The following is a 24,541-nucleotide window of genomic DNA, read 5'->3' as shown; positions in this document are numbered from 1 at the left end:
AAACCAATAGCTTTCTCAGAAGTATGTAGGATGGGAAAGTAATATTTAAATTATGAAAATGTCTGATGCATTTTGCACACGAGTTAAGTGGTATCACTTGTTTTCTCATCAAGTCTATTGAAATGGAAGTTAATCTAGATAGAAAATTGATCGATGAACTTATTGTCAAAGGGTATACTGTATTGGTTTCTTCAATGCACTCAACTGGGAATTATTGCCTATTGACGCCAAAAAAGTGGGACTTGGAGGCAATTAACAGTAATCAATTTGCTGCCTTGGGAGAAGAAGAGATTATTTTGCTGGATGACCTGCTACTTTTTAATTGTGATGAATTTAATGGTTATAAGGTAGTTAACTAAATAGCACCCATCGAAAACTACAGGTGAAACAATTAAAATGGTCTCTATGTTTTATAGTAAACTATTTACCCATGGATTCCTTTGATATTACGGTGGCCGGCAAGGTCTATCTGATAAAACCCGCACTTAACAGTTCGGAGCTGTCTTTCACAACCGATGTCGATAATAGTGAAGTACTATTCAAGGACAGTGGGGATGGCATTATTGCTATTACAACCAATGCGGATATTGAAGTAAAGCTTTTGGAAAAGATTGCCAAAGAGATAGAAAAACAGATAAGCTAAGCCTACTAAAAAATCCCTCAACAGGCGATGAGGGATTTTACAACTATGCTACTAAAACGAGACGAAAAACACTCGTCTATTTAATAACAGATCCTATAGCTCATTGTTCTGAGAAACATAAATAACTAACGAAGTTGTTGAATTTCAAATTTGTATTGATTTGTTAAAAAAAAAACAAATAATATGTCCAATCGCGAATACTCAATTGTCATAGGGGTATAAAAACAAAATATATCATGGAACAGAGAATTAATTTTCAGACTAAAGGACAGAATGCATTAAAGGCTTTATTCGGTGTTGGTGCCTATTTGAAAAAATCGTCAATTGAAAAAAATCTTCAAGAATTGGTACATTTTAGAATATCACAGATAAATAAATGTGCCTATTGCTTGGATATGCATTCCAAGGAACTTCGAGCCGCAGGCGAAACAGAGCAGCGTCTGTATGGTTTAAGTGCATGGCGAGAAACATCTTATTTTTCTGCACGCGAAAGGGCTGCTTTGGCTTGGGCAGAAGCGGTCAATCATTGCGATGTGCCTGATAACATCTACCAAGAAGCAAAGGCCCATTTTTCTGATGAGGAGCTTGTGGACTTAACTTTAACCGTTGGCGCAATCAATGTATGGAATCGACTTAATATTGCTTTTCATACGGTGCCTGGTGACTATAAAGTAGGTCAATTTGGATAAGCGGTTTTTTAGACGCGGTTTCTAAAAAGGTTGCCCGGAAGGAAGGGCAACCTTTATTGTATCGTAGAAAGTAGGAAATGAAGCAATTAATCGACCAATGTTTTTTTAATTATGACCGCCGCCTGAAGTATAGCCGTTTTAATTGCAGGTACATGAGCTATCGGATTTAGTAAGCCGTAGTCGTGAATCAGTCCATTATAACGTGTAAATTTCCCTTTCGGTTTCTGTAATACCTGAATAATCTACTTCTACCGATTTCTGCGCGCCAACAATACCTGACGCGCTTCTTCCGCACCTAACTGCTCAATTGGTTTGCCATCACCCGCGTTCAATTCTTTTAAGAACCCCCGTATTTCCTTAAAAATAGAGGGATCATTCGCTGCCTTTACAGGAGGATTTGTCTGTGCCATACTTTAAGTGTTGGTGTTAAACTCATGAATGTTAACGCTTGGTTTGTTAATCGTTTTTTTCATATTTTTTTATTTTGCAATTACTCCTAATGCCTGAACCAAAGGCATTGTGATTTGATTTGAAGTTGACGTAAAGGGATAAATTGACCTATACTTTTGTACTTCTTCTCTTTTGAAAGATTAACGGAACCGTAAGTGCTTGCGAGGTTATTTGAAAAAAATATTTTTATAAAGACTATAAGATTAGTAGTATTTTTTTATTATTGTAAAAAAAACGAATGACAAGAGCGTGCGTACCGACTTGTGGGATGCGCGTTAATCATTACTAAAATAAAGGCTTTTCAATTGGCGTTGCAAGCCTGCGTTGTAACTAAATTCAATCATTATGCGCTATTTCGTAGACTTCAGATCTGTTTTATTCCTGTTTCTTTTGGTTATTTTCTGCAATTCATCCGGAATTGCGAGGCAAGAAAAAGAACAACCAAATATTTTATTCATCGCTGTCGACGATCTGAACAATCATGAAGGAACCTATGGACAAACGTATGTGAAGACGCCCAACATCGATCGCCTAGCGCTTGAAGGAATCCAATTCAACAAGGCTTACAATCAATACCCACTTTGTAGCCCCAGTCGAAGTTCACTACTAACCGGTCATACACCGGACGTAACCAAGGTATACGAACTTAAAACCCACTTCCGTGAGACTTTACCGAATGTCATAACCCTGCCACAACTTTTTAAAAATAGCGGTTACTTCACTGCGCGAGTCGGAAAAATTTATCACTATGGTGTACCCTCCCAGATCGGTACGAACGGTTTGGACGACTCAATTTCATGGGACATACGTATCAATCCGAAGGGACGTGATAAAGCGGAAGAATCAGCAGTTATAAATTTGACGCCGGACCGGCCCTTGGGGTCTGCCCTGTCTTATTTCAATGCCCAAGGTACGGATGAGGAGCAGACGGACGGACTAATCGCAACTGAAGCAATCAAATTGTTGATGCAAAGCAAAAGCAAAAGAAAACCATTCTTCTTAGCTGTTGGTTTTTTTAGACCGCATACACCTTATGTAGCACCTAAAAAATATTTTGATCTATATCCACTCCAGACGGTTCCGTTGCCGAAGCAATTGCCGAATGATTTAGATGATATACCGGAGGATGCTTTGTTTACAAAATCCGCGCATTGGGGATTGAGTGAGGAAAAGCAAAGAGAAGCACTTCGGGCTTATTACGCTTCTATCTCTTTTATGGATGCACAGCTGGGCAGAGTACTAAATGCGCTGGACGAATTGGATCTTACAAAAAACACCATTATAGTCTTCTGGAGTGATCACGGTTACAATGTCGGGCATCACGGGCAGTGGATGAAACAGAGCCTTTTTGAGACATCCGCGCGCGTGCCATTGATCTTTCGCGTGCCAAGGATTAGTGGCGGCAAACGTTCCGATCGTACAGTGGAACTACTCGATATTTATCCTACGCTCGCCGAATTAGCCGATATCCCCGCTCCGAAAGACTTGGAGGGGGAAAGTTTAGTGCCACTCCTTCATAATCCGAAAGCCCGATGGTCCAAGGCCGCTTATACTCAGGTAAAAAGGCCAAATGGAGTAGTCGGACGAAGCGTTCGTACGGAGCGATGGCGATATACCGAATGGGATGCCGGTAAAGCAGGAGCCGAGCTTTATGATCATGAAACGGACGCCAACGAGTTCTATAATTTGACAGATGATCCCGCTTATGAGAAAATAAAGCGGGAGCTGATTATAGCGCTAAAAAAGCGATTCCCTCCCGGTGAGTAATCTCTAATATCTGTGTGCTTAAGTTTTGGCGTAGCGAATTAATATAGGCTTGAATAATCACTATTTGTCGAAGAGTTAATCATCGTCATTATTTTGCTTTTTTACGACTTGGCTTTAGAAGTTCCCGATTCTTGATATATACGTGTTTGATTTTAGAATTTTCGACATTCTTTTCTTCGATTTCGAAATGTCGACTAAGTGATTTAAAGAAGGGTGTCAGTTTGCTAAACCCGTATATACGAGGATCAAAATCGGGTTTCCTTTTGTTCAGCAAGGCACCAAGTTCAGCGAGTGATGCCCATCCGCTTTCATCGGCAACGTCATCAATCGTGTTCTTTATTAATTTAAGAAAATTATGGCTGATGCTTTCTGCGTCCGCACTCCGAAGAGATTCCCGCTCGGTAGGTTCCTTTTCTTTATTTAGCGCTTGTGTTCCACTGCCTGTAGACTCGCGGCTATTATATAGAATCTCAATATAAATGAATTTATCGCAAGCAGCAATAAATGGTTTAGGTGTTTTCTTTTGACCTATGCCTAATACAAGCTTTCCCGACTCTCTGAGTCGAATGGCAAGTCTTGTAAAATCGCTATCGCTGGAGACAATGCAAAAACCATCCACTTTTTGGGTATGGAGTATATCCATTGCATCTATTATAAGTGCAGAATCGGTTGCGTTTTTCCCCGTGGTATAACTGTACTGCTGTATGGGTGTGATGGCATGAGTAAGTAATGGTTCTTTCCACCCGGCAACATAGGTGCTAGTCCAGTCGCCATAGATTCGTTTGATAGAAGGAGTGCCATGCCGCTTTACCTCATCTAAAATACCTTCTATCTTAGTACTTGAAACGTTATCTGCATCAATAAGAACGGCAATATTCAAATCTGCATTTTCTTTTTTTATACCCATTGCATCATCTTGTATGATCCATATTAAATACTTTATTGCAAAGATATCAATAAACTTTTTTAAGGGGTACTATCGATCCTGTAACGATACGCGAGTTATTCATTGTTTACCGAATAGCAATTATCAAAAATAAAACCGCATCAATTTGCATTGATGCGGTTTAAAGACAATATCATGGAGTTGTATTAAATCAACTTAACATTTACTGCATTTGGACCTTTTTGGCCTTGTTGTACTTCAAATGAAACATCATCATTTTCACGAATACGGTCTTTCAATCCGGAGCTGTGAACAAAAATTTCGCGTCCGCCATCTTGTGGAGTAATAAAACCGAATCCTTTGGTTTCATTGAAGAATTTTACTATGCCTTTTTGCATGGTGTAATAGATAAAATAAAAAAATATATTAATTGCTATAAAGATACGTATAATTTATTGATATACAAGTTTTTTTGATTTTAGTTTCGCTGTGTTCGGAGCCTGTTACAATACGTGGTTTAATATTTGTTGTCTATTCAAGGATGATCGTTGCCGTATGGCCTACGTAACGAACTTGTTAAAAATATGTTGGCCTTATTAAGCATCAAACATTGCAAACAAATTATACCCCTTAATTGTTTCATAGATAGTTTAGATCAGAAAGTATGAAGAGGACATCTGCTCCCTCATTACCGGACCGGTTCCACGAGGTTATGCTCCGAACAGTATCGCCGGATGTAGGCCACTTAGAAGTGGACAGCGAGCATCAAATTGTAAAGGTAGATAAAAAAGCTGCCGAATTATTGGGATATTCCGATGTAAATCTGGAAGGAAGTAGCTTGTGGGATGTATTGTGCGAAAAACTACCCGCCTATCATTATCAGACAATTAATATGGCCATATTGAAGCGAATGGAACATGTAGTTTATACAACGCTAAATATATCCGGTTCCAGCGTTTGTCTAAAAATAATGCCAAAGCAACAAGGACTGAGGATTACGATTTCAACTCGGATTCCATCTGATTTTTCAGGAAGAACAGAATTGTAATGATTGTTTAAAGGGCGAAAGTTCGACTTTTAGCAATTGATTATAACCGGTATCGTAGCGAAATGGAATGCCAGATAGCTTGCGCGAAAGCAGGATCATCATCTGATCCGCTAAAATACCATTGTGATGCTGACCTCTCTAAGGTTTGCACGATACCATCTAATAAGATTTTGACCGATGTATCGGTCTTCTTGATGTCTTTATTTAGTATTCTAACCTCGTAGTCTATGTTCTTGAAAGTTACCCTTAGGGGTTGGCTTTTATAAAAATATGTCTCGTCAGGTAAAATCGTATCTTCCATAAAGCAGACGCAAAAATAATTTTTTCGCGAATTTTTTCTTAATTGTTTTCAAAATCGTGTACGTAATTGACATTTTCGATGGTTAATGGAAACAAGGTCATTTTCGTAGTTTTCTATTAAAAACGATTTTACGTAAAAGATGAAAGCCGTTTGTGAACTTGCCGCTTGCTTTCAGTATAGGTAAACTGAGTACTGCGAGTAACGAAATCGCCGCAGACGTCCCCAAAGCTCCCCCATATCCGTTAAAAAAACTACTCGTATTGAGATAAACCGTGCAAAAGACAAGTCCGGCAGCACCGATCAAAAAATAATTTGAAACAAGACGTGCGGATACCATACCAATAAAGGACGAACCGATAAAAACCACAGGAATATTCGTCGTGAGGTATGGGGATAAAAGCTTGGGAAATAAAAAGAAGAAGATCGCAATAGTTAAAGATAAAAAGGCTGATGAGCGGACAGGACCTTGCTTTAGATGCTCGTTGACATAGAAAGTGCTAATTGCGGCAGCAAAGCTTACAATGAATAAAATCAGTACAGACATCAGAAAATAAGAAAAAAAATCAAAGATGTAATGGTTACACCGGCAAATGCGAGAACACCTAACTTGCCACCAAGACCTGAAAAAAGGCTCTTGGAGAGAATCATCAACATGCCCGTGAAGATACTGGCGGCTAATATGAAAAGCATACTTGATGCCACCTTGGTACTTGACATCCCGATAAAGGCTCCGCAATAAAAAGCGGGCGGAAGCTGTTTTAAATAATGTGAACGCTTATTTAAATTCGGAAGAAAGGAGGCACTTGTTCCTACCATGCCCGCCGCCATGACAGGCCCTAAATGTAGTATGTTATTTATATAATAGGAACATAAAGCACCAACAGGAATCCAGAGAGCAACGAAAACGTGCTCATAAGTATGTTCTTCGTGGTGGAGAGGTGCCCTAAGATACGTTATGGTGAGCGCGATGGAAATGAAGATAACAAAAATCGGAATGAAAGTAGTACGCTGATGCTCTAAAAGAATAGCAATAAGAAATAAGCTTTGGATAATTAATAAAAAGAGTACAAAAGATATGCGGATCGTTTTCTTCCAGTTCATTAATGTTTTTTTGCGGGTGCAAAATTAAAACTAAAAATGAAAGAAGATGCCTAAAAAGATATTTTCTTCGCGTGTCGAGCGACACTTTTTTAGACATCTTCTTTATCACCGCATATATACTGGATGTTTATTTGGAAATCGGTAAATGGGTGGTAATCGCGATTCGATTCCAAGCATTGATCGTAACAATAGCCATGATTAACTGTGATAAGTAATGCTCGTCAAATAGGTTGGCGGCTTGCTCATATACTTCATTAGATACGCCTCCCTGATGGATAAGTGTCATTTGTTCTGTCAGGGCCAATATAGCCTTTTCCTCTTCATCAAATAGATCGGTTTCACGCCAAGCACTAAGCAAAAACAAACGCTGTGCTGTTTCACCACCTTTTATGGCATCTTTTGTATGCATATCCAAACAAAAGGCACAACCGTTTATCTGCGAAGCCCGCACTTTTAGCAACTCCTTATGCGATTTCTTCAATGAAGTTCCCTGTAAATATTTTTCCAATCCAAACATAGCTGAATAAGCGGCCGGTTCTACAGCCTGCACATTGACTCTCGTTTTCATAATCTTACAATTTGTATTTCTTTAGGGATTCAAAGGTCGGGAAGAAGGTGGAGATAAATCTTAAACTGGTTTAAGAACGTATTTTAGCTCTGAGTTCACTAAGGTATTCAGGTGTAAAGCCAAGGTAGGATGCCAATAAGTACTGCGGGATTCGCTGGATGAAGGAAGGATAATTCGTACTAAAATGCCGGTACAATTCTTCTTTGGAGAAGTCATATAGGTATTTCATGCGCATTTGAGAAGCTGCAAAAGCATGCTGAAAAGTTAGACGGAAATATTTTTCCATAATCGGAAATCGATCAAGTAGTTTATCTTGCACGATACGGTCGATAATCAAGACTTCTGTTTTTTCTACCGCTTGAATAAAAAAAGACGTCGCTGCCTGATGTTGAAAAGCCATATAATCGCTTATCCACCAATTTTCGATGGCAAACTGTGTTGTCTGTTCAACTCCTTTTTCATTAACAAAGTACATTCGTAAACAACCCTTTATCACAAAATAATTGGATTTACATATTTGACCTTCAGTTAATAGAAAATCTTTCTTTTGTAAACTTCTGCCGCTAAAATAAGGAATCACGTCAAGAAAGTCTTCTGCAGATATTTTAATGAATTTTCGTAAATGATGAAGTAGTTCTTGCGCCATATATACAGCTATTTAAAATACTAAGATAAAATTTTATATGGTTATCGGTTTCGTTTTTTACGAAAGTGCTCTTTTCCTTGACGGAAGGAACCAAACCAAAGAACGAATTGATGAATCCATTCTGGACATTTTTACTATTCAATCGAAGGTGAAGAGGTCATAATTTATTACAAAAAAAAGCCGCAGTTGCTAAACTGCGGCTTTCGTACCTAGGGCGGGAATCGAACCCGCACTCGCTTTAAGGCGAACAGGATTTTAAGTCCTGCGTGTCTACCAGTTCCACCACCTAGGCAGCTATACTAGCTTTTAAAATTAAAATCCTTTCTCGAGAGAAAGGATTCGGAGCGAAAGACGAGGTTCGAACTCGCGACCTCAACCTTGGCAAGGTTGCGCTCTACCAACTGAGCTACTTTCGCTTGTTTCGATCTTTTTGAGACCGTTTTTCCGTTTTGGTGATGCAAATATAGGCAGTTTTCAATTTCTGGCAAATTATTTTTTAAAAAAAATGTAAAGTATTTTATAAGTTATTGTTAGTCAGTATATCAAAATAAAAGTACGTTTTCATAGCCTTTGGACAGTGCGTACTGAGCCAACTTATTTCTTCGTTTATAAGGGTCTGATTCTTTCAAATGCGCTGCTTTTTTTTCTAACAATCCACGCAACTTATCATAATATGCTTGTTGGTTGATTTGGTTCAAAGCATTGTGAATAAGTCGCTGTGAAATTTGATGCAATTTTAGTCCCTGTCTGATTTTTATCTTACCCCAACTTTTGATCGTAAACTTTCCCGAAGCATAGGCTAAAGCAAAGCGTTCTTCGTTTAAGAAATTTTCGGTAATAAGGTCAGAAATAATTTCTTCAACATCCACTGGATGAAGCCCCCAGCTGTAAAGCTTATCACGCATTTCTTGTTGGCTCCTTTCTTGATAGGCACAGTAGCTTTCCGCTTTTGATTTGGCCTGTTGTCTTGTCAGCTTTTTTTGTTTTATCTCTTTCTCGTAGTCCATACTTCTAAAGTCGTAAAAAATTGCCGTATTCCTAAAAAATACTCAATTTTGGACCTGCAAAGGTAAATGGTTAGAAAAAGGTTCTAAAACCACTGCTTATTCAAAGAAAGACGGCTTTCTTTTGGCCTTTCCAAATATCCAGATATAGCATGAAATGAGCAATAAGATTTATACTGTACAAGATATAGCAACTATTGTTGCAGTAGCTTCCGAATTAATTGATCCTTCAGCCATTGTTTATACGCTAGCCTATGATAGTCGCAAAATAACGGATGCGAAACACGCTCTTTTTTTTGCGCTGCCTGGAAGGAGAGACGGACATCAATATGTGCAAGAGGCCTACCGTGCAGGTGTCAGGAATTTTGTTGTCAGGCCAGAAGCTGTTAACATTACCGATTACCTTAATTGCAATTGGCTTTTTGCGCAGGATACACTGCATGCATTACAACAGTTGGCTACCTACCATCGGAAGCAATTTGCATATCCTGTAATTGCGATTACAGGAAGTAATGGCAAAACTATCGTAAAGGAATGGCTTTATCAATTACTATCTCCGGAATACCACATTGTTCGGAGCCCAAAAAGTTATAACTCACAGCTTGGTGTACCTTTATCACTCTGGCAAATGGATGGACAACATAATTTAGCCATTATTGAAGCCGGTATTAGTAAAGTAGGTGAAATGGAAGCCATTGAAAGAATGGTGAAGCCAACAATTGGTATATTAACAAACATCGGCCATGCTCATGATGATGGTTTTGCTTCCACTAAAGAAAAGACCATTGAAAAGTTAAAGCTTTTTAAAGATGCTGATAAAATCGTTTATAACCCGATATTCGTAGATTCAGCAATAGAGGTACCTGGTCGACATCATTTTACATGGAGAATCGGCAAAGGCGCTCAGCTGGAGGTAACGGCTTCTCTCAAGGAAAACGGATCGCAATACGTGTTAGAAGCAACGTACCTTCAACAGTCTTATGTGCTAACTGTGCCATTCGTGGATAAGGCTTCTATAGAAAATCTCGTTTGTTGCTGGGCCCTTATGTTAGCAATAGGTTATGAAGCGATGGTTATCGTTGATCGTGTGAAACGTCTCCTTCCTGTAAGTATGCGTTTAGAACTTAAAAAGGGCATTAATAACAACTCGATTATCGATGATTCGTATAGCAACGATCTGTCATCTTTACTGATCGCTTTAGACTTTCTGAAACAACAGCAACAACATTCACGTAAAATGCTGATACTTTCCGATTTACCGACAGTAGGGCAAAATCAAACGGCACTTTATACAAAAGTAGCCTCCATGCTCGAAGGCAAAGGACTTGATCGATTGATTGGCGTAGGAAAACACCTTCGTCAAAATGCAGCATTATTTCGTATGGATACCCAATTCTTTGATACAACGGAACAATTGCTGACAAATATACCTAAGCTTGAGATTCGAGATAGTACAATACTCATTAAAGGCAGTCGGGTTTTCGGCTTTGAAAACATCAGTAAAGCGCTTACGCTACAAACGCACGAAACTACGTTGGAAATTAATCTAAATGCGCTGGAGCACAATTTGAATGTTTATAAATCATTGTTGCAGCAAGGCACTAAATTGATGGTAATGGTAAAAGCTTTTTCCTATGGGAGTGGAAGTTTTGAAATTGCTAATTTGTTACAATTTAATAAAGTGGATTACCTAACGGTTGCTTATGCCGATGAAGGGATTGCTCTTCGAAAAAGTGGTATCACGCTTCCTATCGTAGTAATGAGCCCCGGAGAGGATACTTTCGAACAAATGATTGAGTATCGTCTTGAACCGGAGATATATAGCTTTTCTGAACTCGAAGCTTTTATCAGCAAGTTGCCTTCAGAAAAGATGGAAGCCTATCCGATACACATTAAGGTGGATACAGGTATGCATCGATTAGGCTTTGAACCGGACGATGTGGATCGATTATTGGCCAAATTGAAAAGAACCGATAAAATAGTCGTAAAAAGTGTATTTTCGCACTTGGCGGCAAGCGGGATCCGGGAACACGATAACTTTACATCAGAACAGATACGGTTATTTGATGTTTTTACGCAAGATTTAACGCGTGGCTTAGGTTATCATTTTATTAGGCATATAGCTAATACATCTGCTATTTCCCGCTTTCCGCAAGCACAATTTGATATGGTTCGTTTGGGCATCGGGCTATATGGTGTCTCAGCAGATGAATATCGTTCTTTGCCATTGCAGTCGGTAACTCGCCTCCGTACGGGGATTACCCAAGTTAAGTATATAAAGGCTGGAGATACAGTGGGTTATAATAGGAACGGGCGTTTAAGCGGCGACGGCACCATTGCTACGGTAAAGATCGGTTATGCCGATGGATACAGTCGAAGGTTTGGCAATGGCGTTGGAAAGATGCTTATAAAAGGAATGCTTGTACCCACTGTTGGAGATATTTGTATGGATATGTGTATGTTGGATGTTACAGGGATTGATGTTAGGGAAGGAGAGGAGGTTTTGGTAATGGGAGAGGAACTTTCTCCAGAAACATTGGCAAAAGCGATCGGGACTATCCCATACGAAATCCTAACAAGTATTTCACAACGCGTAAGACGCATTTATTACTTTGAATAAATTTAATCTACCCCATAAAATGTCGAATAGAACATTGTTGAGATTGTTATTAAACTACCTAATCAAAGGAGTTTTGTTTTTGGTGCCTTTAGCAGGTGCCTTACTATTGATCTTTTGGATCGTAGCAACAATTGATTCCGCTTTAAATCTAAGTTGGCTGATACGCGACGAAACAGGACAACCGCTGTATATACCGGGCTTAGGTATTGTCATAATGATCCTGATATTAATTCTTGCCGGTGTGATCGTTACCAATTTTATTACCGAGCCAATCTATAATCGATTGTATAAATTGTTAAACCGAGTACCGCTATTCAGTACATTGTATTCGTCGATTAAAGATTTTACAGAGGCATTTGTTGGGGATGAGAAAAAATTTAACGAGCCGGTTCTGGTAGAAGTGAATGAAACGGGACTCAAGAAAATCGGCTTTCTTACGCAGCACGATCTTCGTAAAATACACTTGCCGGAAGATGTTATTGTTTATTTTCCGTATTCCTACTCTTTTGCCGGGCAAGTTTGTGTGGTAAAGGCAAAACGTGTAACACCGCTAAAAATGAGCGCAACAGATGCCATGAAGCTCGTGGTTTCGGGTGGGGTAAGCGGATTAGAACACGAGGAGATGAAAGATATAAAGCCCTCTGCCGAATAGTTAATGGTGATCTTAATTTAACGCTTTCTGCAAAATAGTACAAGAAGCTGTTCTTGGGGGCCGGTGCAGAAAAATAGATACTGATCACCGCCATCTTTTATTTTGTGCTTCTTTTTTAATTCTTGCGGTTTCAATGGAAAATTTCTCGTGGATACATTTCCTTGAGTTGAATTCTTATTTTTTTTGAAATCACTATACGTTTCTACTTTAATAACCTCAAAACAGCGGCCAATAAAGCCTTCTTTGAAAGTTTCGGAGGTATATAAATGGGTATGTTGATGCAACTTCGATAAGTTGAAATGAACGGCCGTATATTTAAAACACCCTGCCTTTAACAGCGCTGCATCCGGTTCATATAAGTACCTCCCGGGATTATCAAAAACAGGTTGGCTCGTTTTCTCCTGTTCCTCGTTGAAGCGCAAAATGTCTGAAGTCTTGTTGCTAAGCGCCACACAATGAAAAGTGATTGCGTTTGTAGGGTTATTACGCAAAACAAATAGCAGCTCTTTGCATTCGTTGTGTACACTGATAATGTGAACGTCGGTAACTCCCGAAAGTTCATGAACAGCTGCCTGTATATCCAAAAGCGGTGCGGCTTTTATTAACACAGTTTTACCTCTCTGTTTAAGCAAAGGTCCATGCATAACTACGTCGGGCTCACAATCGCTTAGCCTAAACACCTTTTGCTGTTTGACTCTTCGCGAGGGATCGATGTAAATAAAATCAAAAACTTTATCGGAGGAATGAAGGTAGCCGATGCCGTCATTCGGGAAAAATTGAATATTCGTAACGCCAAGTTGTTTGGCATTATGCTCGGCTATCCGTGATAAAGAGGCATTGCGCTCGCAATGAATTACTTGCTGTGCGCGTTGAGCAAAGTAATAGTCGTCAACGCCGAATCCGCCGGTAATATCGACAATCGAGCTGCCGACATTTATTAATCCTCTTTTATAGGCGCCGGTAAGTGATGAAGAAGACTGTTCGAGTCCCAAGAGGCCCGGGTAATAGATATTCGTTGTATTAAACCATTGCGGTAATTTTTTTTGAGCTCGCTTCATCCCATCTAGCTGCTCGGCCAGTTCAGGGGCGCTTACATCCGGAAAGGGACTTTTCCCTAAGGCTATTGAAGCGGGAGATGCTTGGATATGATCCCGCAAGAAATTTTGCACTTCCGGTTTTAAAATCGCTTGGTTCATTTTTTTGGGTTTTTAGGACTAGTAATCAACTTGCAGCAATCGACTATCGCCCATATAATCACAACAGCTAATCAACTACTCGACGATTCTTCAACTCAACGAACTAATTAACTACCCACCGATCGAATAAGCATTTGGCAGGTATAGTTGTCCTGTAACTGCATGATCACTTCTTTATTTATCAATACCCGTTCAATTGTTTGCGGATTATGATATCGTATGGTTACGAGCTCCAAGTCGCGTGTAAACTCCACATCATATTGTTTTTTCAACTCTTTAATCAGAGAAACGATATTTTGTTCATCATAATCGACGCTCACCGAAAAACTAACTGCACTATTGTGCATCATATTGATCTTTAACCGATGTTTGGCAAACACATCAAAGATGTGACTGAAGTTATCCTCAACTATAAAAGAAAAGTCCTTGGGCAAAATAGAAATGAGTACCTGATTTACTTTAAAGATGAAAGAGGAGACCGGTAATGTATTATTGGTTGCCCTTATGATTGTGCCGTTGTTCTTGGTATCAACAAAAGAGCGTACGGCTAGCGCAATCCCCTTGTTTTGTAAAGGTTTAATTGTTTTCGGATGTATTACCGTGGCTCCATAATAAGTAAGCTCAATCGCATCTAAATAAGAAAGTTCAGGTATTAATTCAGTTGAGTCGAACCATTTTGGGTCTGCATTGAGCACCCCGGGAACATCCTTCCATATCGTTACTAGCTCTGCATCTAAGGAAGCAGCAAAAATGGCTGCGGTATAATCAGAGCCTTCTCTGCCTAGGGTAGTCGTGAAATTTTCAGAGGTGCTACCAATAAAGCCTTGAGTAACCAGTATATTTTTCTCCAATAGAGCGGGAATCGAAGATCGCATGCTGCGTTCGGTCTTTTCCCAATTTACCTGCCCTTCTCGAAAAGTATTATCGGTGTGGATATAGTTTCTAGCATCAATCCAAAGACTATGTATATCAACTTTTCTCAGGTATGCTTCTATAATGCGCGAAGAGACCAGCTCACCAATAGAAACAATCTGATCATACAAGTAATCATAAGCGTCTTGCGGCTCCTCTTCAATGATCCAATCGATCTCAACAAATAAATTGGCGACCTCGTCAAAAATGGAATGCTGTTTATCTTCAAATAGCTCGTCTAGCACCTGTTCATGAAATTTTTTGGCTTTTTCGAAAAGGTTGTATAGCTCCGGCTCTTGGTTATAATAGGCCTTTGTTACTTCTTCCAATAAATTCGTAGTTTTGCCCATGGCTGAAACTACAATAATAAGCTGTTGATCTTTATAATCTTCTACGATACGGGCAACATTTCTAACCCCGTCGGCATCCTTTACAGATGCACCTCCAAATTTAAATACCTGCATTAATTTGTTGTAATATTCTGTCTTAGCTGGGTTCGTATATGTTTGCCTTCCTCCGTCATCAATGAGTCGATCTGCTCATAGGGAATCATCAATTCTGTGATGCCTGCTGCGTAAGGTTTGATTTCATATACATTATACAAAAATAATAAACCTTTTGGGGTAAGGGTAAAGTTATTGTTTAAATGAAAACGATTATCTTCAAAAAAATAGGATTCGTCCAGTGCTTGCTCGGTAGATAGTCCCTCCTGTTTTCTGAATATCACTTCTGCTATCTTGGTTAGCGATTGTTGCTTTTCCACAGGGATAATCTTTTCAAGTCCAATGGTGTCGACTTTTAACGGGTCGTAATTGTAAAAAAGTGTATTATAGTTCCCGTGTGCTCCGCCTGTATAGTCGCTAAGTTCTAAGGATAGAGAAAGAAAAGAAGGTTTGTTTTGTAATACCTTTGCGTGCATTTCAGAATACCAGGCACGGGGATATTCGTCCATTTTTACAAAATCTTCATAGTTTTCAATAAATGCTTTTGCTTCTTGTTCAATTGAATTATATTGCGTGTCGGGCTGCCTATTAGCTGTAAACTGTCTTTTGATTAAATCATTGATTTCCTTTTGTTCAAATTCAGGAAAAATCGCTTTGAAATAAGTCGTGTCTTTTTTTCCATCGTTATCCACAACCTCCTTACTTGATAATATATAATGCTGATACCGATAACGGAGCGTGTCAGCTTTTGCGACAGTTCTCCGTTCGTTGTTAAGATTGCATGATAGGAACAGCATGTTTGCACAAGTTAGTAGCAGGCTAGCGTTTATCAGTAAAGATTTTTTTATTCTAAACATATCAGCACTTTATTAAAGGAAGAGACAAAACGGCATATTAGACAAATTAACAAGGTAATCTATTAATTGTTTATCGAAACGTTAACCCATTCGGAATCAAAAGTTGCGCGATACTTTTTGTAAAAGTTTATCGCAGGCTCATTCCACTCCAATACTTGCCATACCATACCGCTATAGCCTTTGTTCTGCATCTCTTCAATAACTTTATCAAACAGAAGCTTGCCGATGCCACGACCTCGCATTTCTTGGGTAACAATTAAGTCCTCTAAATAAAGCCGTCGCCCTTTCCAAGTCGAATAACGTGTATAGTATAAAGCAATACCTTGTATAACGCCGTCAATTTCAGCTACAAAAGCCTCCCATACGGGATTCGCTCCAAAGCCGGCATCTTCCATTTCTTCCAGACTAACGGTCACCTCTTCCGGGGCCCTCTCATACAAGGCTAACTCATGTATCAATTCTAAAATTCTCGAACAGTCTTCTTTTTGCGCTTTACGTATCATGCTTTGTGTAATAAAATAGTCAAGTAGTTTAGTAGGGAAATAGTTGGGGAGTAGTTAAGTAGTTTAGTAGGAAAATAGTTAAGTAGTCACCTAACTATTCAACGTCGCAACGACTCAACTATTTAACGACTCAACAACTTAACGTTTCAACAACTCAACGTGACCCAAATATGGTGCTTCCCAATCTAATCATTGTACTCCCTTGTTCAATGGCAATTTTATAGTCGGACGACATACCCATCGATAACTCCTTGAAAGCGTCGTCTTTTCGAAAGAAGCTGGCTTTAATGCCATTAAAAAGTGTTTTTAACTCATAGAATTCTTCTTTGATCAGCTTCTCATTATCGGTATTGGTAGCAATTCCCATTAGACCAACAATACGAACATTTTTAAGTATGCTGAATTCGTCGGATCGTAGTAGTTCGATTACTTCGTCGTAAGCTAAGCCAAATTTCGTTTCCTCGTCCGCAATATAAATTTGCAAAAGACAATCAATGATTCGGTCATGTTTTGACGCCTGTTTATTAATTTCTTGAAGCAATTTCAAACTGTCAACAGAGTGAATTAATTTGATAAAGGGCGCAAGATATTTTACCTTATTTGTTTGTAAATGACCGATCATATGCCATTCAATATCTTTCGGTAAAACTTCGTATTTATCGCGCAATTCTTGTACCTGGTTCTCTCCAAACGTGCGCTGTCCGGCGTCATAAGCTTCTTGAATCTCAGTTACTGACTTGGTTTTTGAAACGGCTACCAATGTTACACCTACCGAATCTGTTTCTTTTTTAATCTTTTCTAAATTATCACTAATACTCATTTCTCTTATCAATTTTTTTCGCCCGCCCACACTTGTACCTTTCTTGGACAATTACTCATCGCAACCTAAACGCCTGCTTTAAAGCGGACGCAAAGGTAACTAATTGCATATGAAAAGCATTTTATCTAAGTTTGTGCGAATTTAAAGAAATGACTCGGTTATTAATAGTAATTCTTTCAGTGTTTTTGTTAGCGGCTTGTAATAAGGAGAAGGTGCCTGAAGGAGTTATCGCCCAAAAGAAGATGGTCCCACTTTTATGTGATTTTCATCTGGCTGAAGGATACCTGTCTTCCTTACCCATGGATTCGTCTCGCTTGCTGGCGAAAAATTATTATGCTTCCATCTTTAAAAAATATGACACTGATTCGGCTGGGTTTAACAAAAGCCTCGTCTTCTATTCAAAAGATCCGGGCTTATTGAATCAGATTTATGCCGAGGTGCAAAAGCGGTTGCAGCAATATCAAAAGGATGAACAAGCGAAGATAGATGCAAAAATGAGAAAGGTCTTCGTGGCCGATTCTTTAAAGAGTGCGTCCATTAAAGATAGTCTAGACAAAATAAAGGCTGATTCGGTGAATTTTCAGTTGACCAAAAATTTACTTTATCGGAAGCATACCGATTCGGCTAACCGTAAATCGGAGGCATGGTCTTTGCCCCTGGAGAAGGCATTGGTTAAACGAATCCTTTATATTCCGAATGGAAATAGCGAATTGAGTAAGTTGTTGTTACCCATAGATTCAATCAAGAAGTCCAAACCGGCAGACTCGTTGAAAATAAAGGGGCCGGTTAAGTCGAAGAGGCGTTAAGTTGTTAATTAGCCAAATTTTTAATTAGCCAATTAGTCAATGGTTAAAAGTTGAGTAGTTAAGTAGTGGAGTAGTAAGTACTTGAGTAGGGACTAACCCTCTGCGGCTTACAGCCTACAGCGCTACCTAAAGTTAAATAGAATGATATATCCTCAGAATGCTGTTGATAAATTAGGTTTTACCGAAATCAAGGCACTAATAAAAGCATACTGTTTAAGTGAAATGGGAAGGCAAATGGTGGACAAAATCCAGCCGATGCATCAGTTTGACCAGATCAATAAATTCATGCGTCAAACCTATGAATTTAAAGAAATATTACTGAACGATTCCCCCTTGCCCATAGAACATTTGTATCCCATACGTGCCCTCGCAGAAAAGGCTAGGGTAGAGGGGGTGTTTTTGACAGAAGAAGAGTTTTTTCATGTGCTACTGTCGTTGAAAACTGTATTTGCAGTTATCCGATATTTTAACGACCGAAATGGACATTATCCTAACCTGGAAGCATTATTCGAACACTTGCCAATAGAAAAAGGGATTGTAAATGCTATCGAACGCGTAATCGATGCGAAAGGTAAAATTAAGCCCAACGCCTCATCGCTTCTCTCAGAAATTATCACCGATATTGCCAAAGCAGAGCAGGAGGCGCGCAAACGGATTGACCATGTTTTTAAAAGCGCTCAGGGAAACGGCTGGACGGCAGACGGAAACCTAACCGTTCGAGATGGCCGTTTATGCATCCCGCTATTGGCAGAAAACAAACGCAAGTTGAAGGGCTTTATTCATGACGAATCGGCTACGGGGCAAACGGTATTCATCGAACCCGAAGAAGTTTTTCATTTAAACAACAAAGTCCGCGATCTTGAATTTGATAAGCGAAGAGAAGTGATCCGTATTTTAATTGAATTAACGGATACATTACGTCCCAATATTCCGCTCTTGTTAGCCTATCATGGATTGCTTAGTAAACTTGATTTTGTGCGAGCCAAGGCACTTTTTGCAATCGAATTGGAAGCGGATATGCCACAGTTGTCAAAAGAAGCTGCCGTTGAACTGATAAACGCCAGACACCCCCTTCTGATGCTCAATTTTAAGAAGGAGAAACAAACAGTTGTGCCGTTGAATGTCAAAATAGATAATCAGCAGCGCGTAATCGTTGTTTCAGGACCTAATGCAGGCGGAAAATCGGTAGCGATGAAAACCATCGGCTTGTTGCAAATAATGGGCCAAGCCGGATTATTGATTCCGGCGGACGAGTCGTCGACGATAGGTGTTTTTAAACAGTTTTTTGCTGATATCGGCGATGACCAGTCGATCGAAAGTGACTTAAGTACCTATAGTGCCCATCTTTCGAAGATGAAATACTTTACGGAACACGCGAACGGTAAAACGTTGGTGCTTATTGACGAATTTGGCACAGGTACTGATCCACAATTCGGTGGCCCGATAGCGGAAGCGGTATTGGAAGTTTTGAACCGTAAAAAAATAAGAGGGGTAATTACTACTCACTATTCTAATTTGAAGAACTTTGCTAATGCGACAGAAGGCCTGGAAAATGCTTCCATGCTTTTTGATAATGCAGCCATGCATCCACTTTATATTTTAGAAATCGGGAAACCGGGTAGTTCTTATGCTTTTGAAATTGCACAAAAAATTGGATTGCCAACGGAGGTTCTACAAGCAGCAAAACAAAAGATAGGTGCACAACAAAAGCGGGTTGACACCTTACTTGTTGACTTAGAGCGGGAAAAGAAGACAATCCTGGATACCAAGCGTTTAGTTGAGAAAAGAGAAACTGCGCTCAATAAGTTACAACAAGATACCGAAGCTTTGCAACGCTATTTAGACGAGAATAAAAAGACCATCCTTAAACAAGCTAAGCTAGAAGCCCAGGAAATTATAAAAAATGCCAACAGGTTAGTGGAAAACACGATTTCAGAAATTAAGGAGAGCAAAGCAGATAGAGAGAGAACGAAGGCAGCTAGACAACACTTGCAGCAAGAGCTTGAACGCCACCAACTCAATGAACCAAAAACGAAAGGAGCTACGGTCGCTAATAACCAAGAAATACACGTTGGCGATTGGGTGAAAATTATAGAATCAGGTAATGTGGCTCAGGTACTGGAAGTTGCGAAAGATAACCTTATCTTGGCGATGGGTGATTTGCGATCGGTGGTGAAAAGAAAACGTGTAGAAAAAGTAGCAACAAAAGAGGTTCCAAAAGAAATTCGTAAATCTCATAGCGCAATGGTTACCGAAGAGTTAACGGGATTTTATCCTGAATTGGATGTAAGGGGCATGCGCACAGAAGACGCCCTTCAGGCGATCGAAAAGCACCTAGATAAGGCCATTATGTTGGGTTTTCCAAGCCTAAAGGTTATTCACGGTAAAGGAGATGGTATTCTTAGAAAAATGATACGGGATTATTTACGTAAATATTCGCAGGTTAACAGGATGGAAGACGAACATGCTGATAGAGGCGGTGATGGAATAACGTATGTATATTTGAATTAGCCTATCGAATGGGCTAATTCTTTACCTATTGGGACATTTTTTACAACGCTTGCCCTTCTTATATTTTTTGCAACACTTCTTGAACTCACAACAACCGGTATAAGGATTCAGTCCTTTGTGGTTTTCAGGATCTAACGGGCAGCCATTTCTTACCAGCTCCATCTCAAAAATGTTCAATATCTTCATCTTCATCAATTTACGCTGCCAAAGGTAAGTATTATTTAAATTAATTCTAAATGTTTTTTGGAATTGTTAAGTCACTGAGCTGTGGAGTGGCTGAGTAGTTAATTCGTTAATTAGCCGATTAGCCAATTTGATGATGAGCCAATGTGATAACGAGGGGCGGCGTTCTTAGTTACGCGCATCAGTTGGCTTTATGGCTTATTGCTTACAGCCTATAGTTTATTGTTTACAGCCTTTTGTTTTATAGAACCAAAATTGTAAATTAACATCGTTGCAGCCGATTTTTAAACTTGATAGCCATGATTAATAAAGTAGTGAACAATGCCGATGAAGCTATTAGAGACATTCAGGATGGAATGACACTTATGCTCGGGGGATTTGGTCTATGCGGGATACCCGAGAATTGCATTGCCGCATTGGTGAAAAAAGAAGTGAAAGACTTAACATGTATTTCCAATAATGCCGGTGTAGATGATTTCGGAATCGGTTTAATGCTTCAAAAAAGGCAGCTAAAAAAGATGATCGCGTCTTACGTTGGAGAAAATGCAGAATTTGAGCGTCAGCTACTTTCGGGAGAACTGGAGGTTGAGTTAATACCGCAAGGCACCTTGGCCACTCGATGCTTGGCGGCCGGTTATGGAATGCCGGCAATCTTTACACCCGCAGGAGTAGGAACCGAAGTGGCAGAAGGTAAAGAAATCAGAAGATTTAACGATAAAGACTATTTGTTAGAAATGGCATTCAATGCTGATTTTGCCATTGTAAAGGCTTGGAAAGGAGATACAACCGGGAATCTTATCTTTCGCTCAACGGCCCGTAATTTTAATCCTATCATGGCCATGGCCGGAAAAATAACCATTGCGGAAGTCGAGGAGTTGCTACCTGTTGGATCCTTGGATCCGGATCATATCCATACGCCCGGGATTTATGTACACCGCATATTCCAAGGAGAAAAATATGAAAAAAGAATTGAGAAGAGAACCATAAGGGAGTAGTCAAGTAGACCAATTGTTAAGTAGTTAAGTAGTGAGATTCGCATCAAAAATTGAAAAACAGTACAATTCAATGACCAGCACGTTTGAGGATCTAGAGGTTTGGAAACACTGTCGAAGCTTTAGAAACAAATTGGGTGAAGTTATAAAACTTCTTCCGAATGAAGAAAAATATAGGTTATCAGATCAATTGAAAAGAGCAGCTAGATCAGTTACTGCAAATATTGCGGAAGGGTACGGCCGATTTCATTATCAAGAAAACATCCAATTTTGTAGACAATCAAGAGGGTCACTGTATGAGATACTCGATCATTTAATATGTGCTTTGGATGAACAATATATTGACAACGCCACATTTGATAAATGCAAAGCCGATCTAGAAAAATGTATAGCACTTTTGAATGGATATATACTTTACCTTAAGAAACGAAAGGAATGACAATATATTCGACACTGCTGTTAACTACTTAACAACTCAACAACTTAACAACTTAACAACTAACACCATGACCCTAGACAAACAAGGAATAGCCAAACGCATTGCGCAGGAAATAAAAGACGGTTATTACGTTAACCTCGGTATCGGTATACCAACCTTGGTAGCCAATTATATACCTGAAGATATCCAGGTGGTATTGCAATCGGAGAATGGTTTGCTTGGTATGGGACCATACCCTTCGGAAGAGGAAGTCGACCCGGATTTAATTAATGCGGGCAAACAAACGGTTACAACGCTTCCCGGATCGGCAATATTTGACTCAGCAATGAGTTTTGGAATGATCCGGGCTCAGAAGGTAGATTTGACGATTCTGGGAGCTATGGAGGTTTCGGAAAATGGCGATATTGCCAATTGGAAAATACCGGGCAAAATGGTCAAGGGAATGGGGGGAGCCATGGATCTGGTAGCGTCTGCCAAAAATATCATTGTTGCGATGCAACAGGTTAACAAGGAAGGTGAAAGTAAATTGCTTCCATCCTGCACCTTGCCTTTGACAGGAGTGAGGTGCGTTCGGAAGATTTTTACCGAGTTAGCCGTCTTTGTTATTGAACCACACGGAGGCTTTCGCCTCTTAGAAAGAGCACCTGGACTGAGTGTGGATGAAATCCGGAATGCAACCGCCGGCAAGTTTATAGCCGATGATAATATTCCGGAAATGAGACTTTAAAATAGTTTTTTCCGTAAGCGTGCGGAAATTTCATCAGTTACTTGTACCATCATCGCGGTATCGTCCTTATTGTTTTCGATAATTAAATCACACTGCGATTTGTAGGGAAAAAGATATTCATCAAAGCTGGGGAGTACGTGATTATACCATTTGTATTTGACATCTTCCTCAAAATACCCCCGTTCGATAAGGTCCCGTCGAAGTCGGCGCTCTAATGCAATATGTTCATCTGCGTGAAGAAATATACGCTCGTCAAGAAGTGTATTGATTTCTTCAAAATGGAAAATAAAAAGCCCCTCTACTATTAATAAGGGAGCTGGCTTTATCTCCAACATTTTTGGCTTAATTGCCGGATTATTAAAAGTGTATTCTTCTTTAAAAACCGTCTTCCCTGCAATCAGCGCGCTAATATCATGATAAAAGAGCGTTCGGTTGATAGCAGCAGGCACATCAAAATTATACAGTTTGTTTTCCTCTTGCGTTTTGGTGTTGGCTGGCAGGTAATAATCATCCTGAGAGATTAACGTAACTTCATGATCTTTGAAGTGATTAAGAAAACACTTCAGAAAGAACGTCTTTCCCGAACCACTACTGCCAGCGATACCAATGACATAAGGTTTTTTAGACATTTTTTTAGCTATTAGACTTTAGTTATTCGTTATTAGCTATTCGTTGTTAGTATTGATTCACTACTTAACTATTATTAAGGCGTAAGCTATAGCCGTAGGCTTTAATCTCACGTAGTCCCATTATCAAATTAGCTAATTAACTACATGACATCTTTACGACTCAACCACTCAACTACTTAACCACTTAACTAATAAGAGATATTAACCTGAAACCGTCTGTCAATTACACCGATTAATGAAGCCACGGATTTGGAAATAACGATGATAGCATCTTTATTTTCCGATGTCTCATTGAATTTACCTACAACCTTTGCATAAGTAGTTCGATTGGTCATCGGGTTGGTAATTTTAACTACGGTGCCGACCGGAGCGGAGTTATGCAAGGCGAGCATTTTGCCGCTTTCGCCATTTAAGTCGTCCATCCAGATTCCAATGCCGCTTGCTGTCACCTGCTTGATTCCGTAGCGATTGGCCGGTGTGCTATCCTCTTTAGGTGTTTCTTCCGGTTCTTCTTCAATCGTATTGGCGTTGCCGCTTGCAACCTGCTGTTCGTTTTCGCTTGTTACACCGTTTAACTCTTCGTTGCTAATTACTTTCTTTGGAACACTGGGATCAGTGGCGGCTTCCTCTATAGATGTATTCGGGATTCTGATTAATTGCCCCTCCTTTAAAGAGTTGCCGGATAAATTGTTCGCTTGTTTAATCGCATCAACAGTTACTCCAAAGCGTTTTGAAATGGAAAAAAGCGTTTCCTTTGCACCTACTTTGTATTCAATATAATCGGTTCCCTGGGAGGTAATAGCTGCACCGCCATTAACGGGAGGCTTTGAGCTAGGAGTCGCAGTTTTTACAACATTGTTTGCAGGGTTCGAGAAGGGTGCGCCGGTCGGAATTTTAACGACATCACCAGCTTTGAGCGACTTATTAGCATTAAAATCAATGATGTCTTTTGGCTTCAGGTTGTATTTGCGTCCAAGAGAGTAGTAAGATTCTCTGGTCTGTAGTTTATGTAGAATTACTTTTTTACCATTTTGATTTTCAACTCCTATCGAATCCCTTGTTATCGGATTCGCAAAAACAACACTACTTGTTAAGACACAGGCAACAGTCACGCCTAAGCCTTTTAATATTTTTTTATTCTTCATATA

The 24,541-nt window shown here is 39.6% G+C and carries 28 protein-coding genes and 2 tRNA genes; 12 read left to right on the top strand and 18 right to left on the bottom strand.

The annotated features are described in order from the left end of the window. The first annotated feature begins 65 nt into the window (after window positions 1-65). From QT327_RS03945 to QT327_RS03935, 3 genes are all read left to right on the top strand, one after another. Window positions 66-359 (top strand): hypothetical protein, encoded by a 294-nt coding sequence (locus tag QT327_RS03945; RefSeq protein ID WP_013667908.1) that lies wholly within the window; start codon window positions 66-68, stop codon window positions 357-359. 71 nt (window positions 360-430) lie between these two features. Then, entirely contained in the window at window positions 431-643 is a 213-nt protein-coding gene (locus QT327_RS03940; protein ID WP_013667907.1) for a hypothetical protein, read from the top strand. A gap of 236 nt (window positions 644-879) precedes the next feature. Further along, entirely contained in the window at window positions 880-1,332 is a 453-nt protein-coding gene (locus QT327_RS03935; protein ID WP_289552089.1) for a carboxymuconolactone decarboxylase family protein, read from the top strand. A gap of 248 nt (window positions 1,333-1,580) precedes the next feature. Here the strand turns inward: QT327_RS03935 and QT327_RS03930 are convergent, their stop codons facing one another. Then, complete coding sequence (locus QT327_RS03930; protein ID WP_207303774.1) at window positions 1,581-1,742, bottom strand: hypothetical protein; 162 nt, start codon at window positions 1,740-1,742, stop codon at window positions 1,581-1,583. A 385-nt stretch (window positions 1,743-2,127) separates the two neighbouring features. Between QT327_RS03930 and QT327_RS03925 the strand changes: the two genes are divergently transcribed. Beyond that, window positions 2,128-3,549 (top strand): sulfatase, encoded by a 1,422-nt coding sequence (locus QT327_RS03925; protein ID WP_289552088.1) that lies wholly within the window; start codon window positions 2,128-2,130, stop codon window positions 3,547-3,549. An 88-nt stretch (window positions 3,550-3,637) separates the two neighbouring features. Here QT327_RS03925 and QT327_RS03920 read toward each other — a convergent pair whose 3' ends face one another. Together QT327_RS03920 and QT327_RS03915 are read right to left on the bottom strand one after the other, a co-directional pair. Continuing rightward, complete coding sequence (locus tag QT327_RS03920; RefSeq protein ID WP_013667905.1) at window positions 3,638-4,456, bottom strand: NYN domain-containing protein; 819 nt, start codon at window positions 4,454-4,456, stop codon at window positions 3,638-3,640. Between the two features lie 185 nt (window positions 4,457-4,641). After that, the gene (locus QT327_RS03915) at window positions 4,642-4,833 is read right to left on the bottom strand and encodes a cold-shock protein (protein WP_013667904.1); all 192 of its coding nucleotides are present in this window, start codon (window positions 4,831-4,833) and stop codon (window positions 4,642-4,644) included. Window positions 4,834-5,099: 266 nt separating this feature from the next. Here QT327_RS03915 and QT327_RS03910 point away from each other — a divergent pair, with 266 nt between their 5' ends. Then, complete coding sequence (locus tag QT327_RS03910; RefSeq protein WP_083812330.1) at window positions 5,100-5,483, top strand: PAS domain-containing protein; 384 nt, start codon at window positions 5,100-5,102, stop codon at window positions 5,481-5,483. Between the two features lie 40 nt (window positions 5,484-5,523). On the opposite strand, the gene QT327_RS03905 is transcribed toward QT327_RS03910, so the two are convergent. The 8 genes from QT327_RS03905 to QT327_RS03870 form a co-directional block, all read right to left on the bottom strand. After that, window positions 5,524-5,784: a hypothetical protein gene (locus tag QT327_RS03905; RefSeq protein ID WP_013667903.1), complete on the bottom strand. Its 261-nt coding sequence runs from the start codon at window positions 5,782-5,784 to the stop codon at window positions 5,524-5,526. A 97-nt stretch (window positions 5,785-5,881) separates the two neighbouring features. Continuing rightward, on the bottom strand, window positions 5,882-6,328 hold the full coding sequence (locus QT327_RS03900; protein WP_013667902.1) for a hypothetical protein: 447 nt from the start codon (window positions 6,326-6,328) through the stop codon (window positions 5,882-5,884). After that, the gene (locus QT327_RS03895) at window positions 6,328-6,885 is read right to left on the bottom strand and encodes a hypothetical protein (protein ID WP_013667901.1); all 558 of its coding nucleotides are present in this window, start codon (window positions 6,883-6,885) and stop codon (window positions 6,328-6,330) included. Before QT327_RS03895 ends, QT327_RS03900 begins: the two co-directional genes overlap by 1 nt. 127 nt (window positions 6,886-7,012) lie before the next feature. Next, complete coding sequence (locus tag QT327_RS03890) at window positions 7,013-7,453, bottom strand: carboxymuconolactone decarboxylase family protein (RefSeq protein ID WP_013667900.1); 441 nt, start codon at window positions 7,451-7,453, stop codon at window positions 7,013-7,015. A 70-nt stretch (window positions 7,454-7,523) separates the two neighbouring features. After that, entirely contained in the window at window positions 7,524-8,099 is a 576-nt protein-coding gene (locus QT327_RS03885) for a Crp/Fnr family transcriptional regulator (RefSeq protein ID WP_130856804.1), read from the bottom strand. Between the two features lie 206 nt (window positions 8,100-8,305). Continuing rightward, a tRNA-Leu gene (locus QT327_RS03880) sits at window positions 8,306-8,391 on the bottom strand. A gap of 51 nt (window positions 8,392-8,442) precedes the next feature. Continuing rightward, window positions 8,443-8,515 (bottom strand) — tRNA-Gly (locus tag QT327_RS03875). A gap of 126 nt (window positions 8,516-8,641) precedes the next feature. After that, window positions 8,642-9,106: a regulatory protein RecX gene (locus tag QT327_RS03870; RefSeq protein WP_289552085.1), complete on the bottom strand. Its 465-nt coding sequence runs from the start codon at window positions 9,104-9,106 to the stop codon at window positions 8,642-8,644. 154 nt (window positions 9,107-9,260) lie between these two features. Here QT327_RS03870 and QT327_RS03865 point away from each other — a divergent pair, with 154 nt between their 5' ends. Then, complete coding sequence (locus tag QT327_RS03865; RefSeq protein ID WP_289552084.1) at window positions 9,261-11,723, top strand: bifunctional UDP-N-acetylmuramoyl-tripeptide:D-alanyl-D-alanine ligase/alanine racemase; 2,463 nt, start codon at window positions 9,261-9,263, stop codon at window positions 11,721-11,723. Between the two features lie 19 nt (window positions 11,724-11,742). Next, a complete protein-coding gene (locus tag QT327_RS03860) occupies window positions 11,743-12,375 on the top strand; it encodes a DUF502 domain-containing protein (RefSeq protein WP_013667895.1) in 633 nt (210 codons plus the stop codon). A 17-nt stretch (window positions 12,376-12,392) separates the two neighbouring features. Here the strand turns inward: QT327_RS03860 and QT327_RS03855 are convergent, their stop codons facing one another. From QT327_RS03855 to QT327_RS03835, 5 genes are all read right to left on the bottom strand, one after another. Next, window positions 12,393-13,571, bottom strand: coding sequence for a class I SAM-dependent methyltransferase (locus QT327_RS03855; protein WP_130856807.1), 1,179 nt, complete (start codon window positions 13,569-13,571; stop codon window positions 12,393-12,395). Window positions 13,572-13,678: 107 nt separating this feature from the next. Beyond that, on the bottom strand, window positions 13,679-14,947 hold the full coding sequence (locus tag QT327_RS03850) for an aspartate kinase (RefSeq protein ID WP_013667893.1): 1,269 nt from the start codon (window positions 14,945-14,947) through the stop codon (window positions 13,679-13,681). After that, window positions 14,947-15,723, bottom strand: a complete 777-nt coding sequence (locus tag QT327_RS03845) for an RsiV family protein (RefSeq protein WP_165447010.1) — start codon at window positions 15,721-15,723, stop codon at window positions 14,947-14,949. The genes QT327_RS03850 and QT327_RS03845 overlap by 1 nt, the downstream gene beginning before the upstream one ends. A gap of 122 nt (window positions 15,724-15,845) precedes the next feature. Next, on the bottom strand, window positions 15,846-16,286 hold the full coding sequence (locus QT327_RS03840; RefSeq protein WP_013667891.1) for a GNAT family N-acetyltransferase: 441 nt from the start codon (window positions 16,284-16,286) through the stop codon (window positions 15,846-15,848). 154 nt (window positions 16,287-16,440) lie between these two features. Continuing rightward, a complete protein-coding gene (locus QT327_RS03835; RefSeq protein WP_013667890.1) occupies window positions 16,441-17,106 on the bottom strand; it encodes a YggS family pyridoxal phosphate-dependent enzyme in 666 nt (221 codons plus the stop codon). A gap of 149 nt (window positions 17,107-17,255) precedes the next feature. Between QT327_RS03835 and QT327_RS03830 the strand changes: the two genes are divergently transcribed. The 5 genes from QT327_RS03830 to QT327_RS03810 all read left to right on the top strand — a co-directional run bounded on the left by QT327_RS03830 (window position 17,256) and on the right by QT327_RS03810 (window position 22,764). Then, the gene (locus QT327_RS03830; RefSeq protein ID WP_130856811.1) at window positions 17,256-17,912 is read left to right on the top strand and encodes a DUF4296 domain-containing protein; all 657 of its coding nucleotides are present in this window, start codon (window positions 17,256-17,258) and stop codon (window positions 17,910-17,912) included. Between the two features lie 141 nt (window positions 17,913-18,053). After that, window positions 18,054-20,423, top strand: coding sequence for an endonuclease MutS2 (locus QT327_RS03825; RefSeq protein ID WP_289552083.1), 2,370 nt, complete (start codon window positions 18,054-18,056; stop codon window positions 20,421-20,423). A 482-nt stretch (window positions 20,424-20,905) separates the two neighbouring features. Continuing rightward, window positions 20,906-21,601, top strand: a complete 696-nt coding sequence (locus QT327_RS03820) for a CoA transferase subunit A (RefSeq protein WP_130856813.1) — start codon at window positions 20,906-20,908, stop codon at window positions 21,599-21,601. Between the two features lie 70 nt (window positions 21,602-21,671). Beyond that, window positions 21,672-22,037 (top strand): four helix bundle protein, encoded by a 366-nt coding sequence (locus QT327_RS03815; RefSeq protein ID WP_130856814.1) that lies wholly within the window; start codon window positions 21,672-21,674, stop codon window positions 22,035-22,037. A 67-nt stretch (window positions 22,038-22,104) separates the two neighbouring features. Then, window positions 22,105-22,764: a CoA transferase subunit B gene (locus tag QT327_RS03810; protein WP_289552081.1), complete on the top strand. Its 660-nt coding sequence runs from the start codon at window positions 22,105-22,107 to the stop codon at window positions 22,762-22,764. Here QT327_RS03810 and QT327_RS03805 read toward each other — a convergent pair. Both QT327_RS03805 and QT327_RS03800 read right to left on the bottom strand, forming a co-directional pair. Then, window positions 22,761-23,393 carry a uridine kinase family protein gene (locus QT327_RS03805; protein WP_013667883.1) on the bottom strand — a complete coding sequence of 211 codons (633 nt, stop codon included), beginning with the start codon at window positions 23,391-23,393 and terminating at the stop codon, window positions 22,761-22,763. The two genes, QT327_RS03810 and QT327_RS03805, sit on opposite strands and share 4 nt — an antisense overlap. Window positions 23,394-23,581: 188 nt before the next feature. Further along, window positions 23,582-24,538 (bottom strand): DPBB and LysM peptidoglycan-binding domain-containing protein, encoded by a 957-nt coding sequence (locus QT327_RS03800; protein WP_013667882.1) that lies wholly within the window; start codon window positions 24,536-24,538, stop codon window positions 23,582-23,584. Window positions 24,539-24,541: the final 3 nt, after the last annotated feature.

It is taken from the genome of Olivibacter sp. 47 (genome assembly GCF_030372825.1).
GTDB classification, from domain to species: domain Bacteria; phylum Bacteroidota; class Bacteroidia; order Sphingobacteriales; family Sphingobacteriaceae; genus Olivibacter; species Olivibacter oleidegradans.
The sequence above is the reverse complement of the archived record's forward strand: the minus strand, read 5'-3'. Positions and strand labels throughout refer to the sequence as shown.